At 64.9% G+C, this 3,480-nt stretch carries 3 protein-coding genes and 2 pseudogenes; all 5 read left to right on the top strand.

All coding sequences use genetic code 11. The features are described from left to right. Nucleotides 1-491 (top strand): annotated as a pseudogene (locus V5A38_RS14520) (hypothetical protein); the annotation flags it as partial. A 540-nt stretch (nt 492-1,031) separates the two neighbouring features. Further along, nucleotides 1,032-1,340 (top strand): cupin domain-containing protein, encoded by a 309-nt coding sequence (locus tag V5A38_RS14515; RefSeq protein WP_332326477.1) that lies wholly within the window; start codon nt 1,032-1,034, stop codon nt 1,338-1,340. Then, entirely contained in the window at nt 1,340-2,116 is a 777-nt protein-coding gene (locus V5A38_RS14510; RefSeq protein ID WP_332326476.1) for a PHP domain-containing protein, read from the top strand. The genes V5A38_RS14515 and V5A38_RS14510 overlap by 1 nt, the downstream gene beginning before the upstream one ends. Nucleotides 2,117-2,182: 66 nt before the next feature. Further along, nucleotides 2,183-2,986: an aldo/keto reductase gene (locus V5A38_RS14505; protein WP_332326475.1), complete on the top strand. Its 804-nt coding sequence runs from the start codon at nt 2,183-2,185 to the stop codon at nt 2,984-2,986. A 75-nt stretch (nt 2,987-3,061) separates the two neighbouring features. Next, a pseudogene (locus V5A38_RS14500) lies at nt 3,062-3,331 on the top strand (ubiquitin-like small modifier protein 1); the annotation flags it as partial. Nucleotides 3,332-3,480: the final 149 nt, after the last annotated feature.

Here is a 3,480-nt window from a genome sequence, read left to right as displayed (position 1 = left end):
CCAACGGCTCGCTGACGTTCGAGACGAACGCGACCGAGGAGCTCGAACTCGAGTTCGAGAAGGGCGAGATGGAACTCGAACAGGAGTACAGCATCGAGAACAACACGCTCGTCCCCGAGGAAGAGGACGAGGAGGAGGACGACGAGGGTAACGTCACCCTGAGCGCAAACGAGAACGCCTCCGACCGCGCACACGCCGTGCTCGCGACGATCCAGCAGTTCCTCAACAGTGGTGGCCAGCAGTTCCTCAACAGTGGTGGCGAGGGGAACCTCGGCCAGCAGATCCAGGAAACGCTCGGTAACGACAGGGGCAACTCCGACAACGCTGGCAACTCTGACAACGCCGCTGAGAACGGGAACGCCGACAAAGCGGGCGACAAGGGGAACTCCAGCAACGCTGGCGGGAACGCTGACGACGCTGGAGACGACGACGAGGACGACGAGGACGACGACGACGACGATGACGACGACGAGACGGAGACCGACGCCTAACTCCGTCGACGGACCTGCTGACGCGATCACAACGTGACATCGATTGAAGAACCCTCCACCGAGGCCCGTATGGGCGGGCCGCAATTCGCCCGATAACGGCTCTTCGGAGCCGCACTCGTTGCCTATCCTCTTGTGTGGGCGAGCGGAGGCAACTGCCGAGCCGTCGACGGCGACTGCGGTTGGACGATGGACGCCTCGTGTCAGTGGCGGACGTCTTTGGCACCGTCTGACCGAACCGTTCGCTAAACGGAGACCAGTTGCGGTGGGTGTTCCACCGCACGACGAACGGCGGTTGGTCTTCCACCGTACAATGGTCGAGTGAGACCGACCAACGGCGGCCAGTTGGCCACCAGAACGGACTCATCTTCCAAGCGACGCCGCATGCCGAGCCGGTCCGAGGATTCAATCGGCGTAGTTCGATGCTTCGCCGGCAGCGCTCCGCTGACAACCGATAGAGCCCTCCCGCCGCTCGGATCGGGGACGCTGGCGAAGCTGTTCGACGTAGTCGGACTTTTGTTCCTACCGCCCCACTGGTCAGTCGTGAACCGACTCTCCGACGTCGAGCCCGAACCGGGCGAACTGCAGACTGAAGAACTGGTCGTCGACAACGACGTACTGGTCAAGGCGTTCTACCTCGGGCCGGGCGCAGAACTGGATAGCCACGATCACCCGGATAGCGTCAACGTGTTTCACGTGCTCCGCGGCACCGTCACCGTGGTTCAGGACGGCGAGGAGGAAGCGCTCGACGCGCCGGGCGTCGTCCACCACGACCGCGGCGTCGCCCACGGCGCCCGTAACGACACCGACGAAGTCGCCGTCTTCACCGCGAGTCTCTGCCCGCTTCCCTGATGGTCAGGTTCGACTACCACACCCACTCGAACTACTCCGACGGCTCGTTCCTCTACTCGATGGCTGCGGCCGCCGAACGGGCCGGGCTGGACGGTATCGGCATCGCCGACCACTGCCATCTCTCCAGCGAGGACCGGCTTCGGGCCAACCGCGATATGTTCGGCTTCCACCTGGACCTGACCTACGAGCGCCGCCGTCGCGGAATCCAGCGCGTCGAGGAGGAACTCGACGTGCGAGTGTTCGACGCCGTCGAAATCGACTATCTCCCCAGCGAGAGCGAGCAAATCGACGGCTTCCTCGACGAGGCGGGCTTCGACTACGCCATCGGCAGCGTCCATCAGGTGGACGGGCGGAACGTGCAGGACGACGGCGAGTTCCGCGGTGACGACGAGGCGGCCCGTGCCGCGGTCGTCGACGACTACTACGAGAGGCTCGTCGATCTCGTGGACTCTGAGCTGTTCGATATCGCCGCCCACGTCGACCTGGTGGAGCGCACACCCTCCCTACGGGGGTTCTCGACGACCGAGCAGTACGAGCGGGTCGCCGCCGCCTTTGCCGACTCGGACACGGTGCCCGAGATCAACGCCGGGCGCGCCCTCCGCGACTACGGCGAGTTCCACCCCGCGCCGGGACTGCTCACGGCGCTCCGTGACCACGATTGTGAGTTCGTCGTCGGCACCGACGCCCACGACCCCGACGAGATCGGTCGTCGGGTCGGCGCGCTGGAGAGCCACCTCGACGACCTGGGTTTCGAACCGGTTACTCTCGACGTCTGAGCGCCGAGCCGGACTCAGGCTGCCGCAATCGGTGGCTTGAGCATCTATCGAGCCGACGTCTCGACTATGCGAGAAATCCCCCGATTGGGTATCGGCACGTACCAGAACGACGATCCCGAGCAGTGTGCCGAGAGCGTCCGGACCGCCCTCGAGATGGGGTACCGGCATGTCGACACCGCACAGGGCTACGAAAACGAGAACGCTGTTGGAACCGGTATCGCCGCAAGCAGCGTCGACCGGGAGGACGTGTCTCTGGCGAGCAAAATCACGACGAGCATGCTCGCCTACGAGGACGCCATCCACTCGACCTACGAGAGCGCCGAGAAGCTGGGCGTCGACACGATCGACCTGCTGTACGTCCACTGGCCGATCAACACGTACGACCCGGAGGACACGATCCAGGCACTGAACGACCTCCACGCCGACGGCATAATCCGCGAGGTTGGGCTGTCGAACTTCCGGGTCGACCAGCTCGAGGCTGCGATGGCGCGACTCGACACGGAGCTCGTCGCCCATCAGGTCGAGTGCCATCCGATGCTCCCCCAGACCGAGCTCCGGGAGCACGCCGTCGAGAACGGCTACTGGCTGGTCGCGTACTGCCCCATCGCCCGGAATCAGGTGACAGAAGTCGAGGCGATTCGGGAGGTGGCAGAGAAACACGATGCGTCGCCCGCGCAGGTGAGCCTGGCGTGGCTGCTCTCGAAGGAGAACGTCGTCGCTATCCCCAAAGCCACCAGTGAGGGCCACATCCGGGACAACTGGGAGGCCCAACAGCTGGAGCTCGACGACGAGGATATCGCCGCCATCGACGCCATCGACGAACGCCGCCGGCTGGTCGACTTCGACGACGCGCCCTGGAACCAGGGCTGAACGGCCGCCGGCCGGTGGCGAGCCGTTCGATGCCGGCGCGCGAGGGTTTTTGTCCTGAACCGTCCAAGAGCGTGTATGCAGCTCTCGCTCAAGTTCTTCGCGAATTTCCGGGAAGCGGTCGGGCAGAAGACCGTCGACCACGAGTTGCCGGATGGGGCAACCGTCGGGGAGGTGCTCGCCGAACTGGAGGCGGAGTACCCCGACCTCGACCTGATCGAGGACGGTGAGCTCCGCCCGCAGATCAACGTCCTGCGTAACGGACGCGGGGTGATCCATATGGACGGCGTCGAGACGGTGCTCGAGGACGGCGACACGCTCAGCATCTTCCCGCCGGTCGCCGGCGGGGCCTGCGACACGAACAGCTCACCTGAAGAGACGCCGGAGCAAATCACTATCGAGGAGTCCTTTCGCGGAATCTCCCAGCGACTCGCGGTCCGCTATCTCACGAATCTCGGCGGCGAGCACGTCACCGCCGGCACGGATGCCGGTGACGG

Source organism: Halolamina sp. (assembly GCF_036626355.1).
Taxonomy (GTDB): domain Archaea; phylum Halobacteriota; class Halobacteria; order Halobacteriales; family Haloferacaceae; genus Halolamina.
The sequence above is the reverse complement of the archived record's forward strand: the minus strand, read 5'-3'. Positions and strand labels throughout refer to the sequence as shown.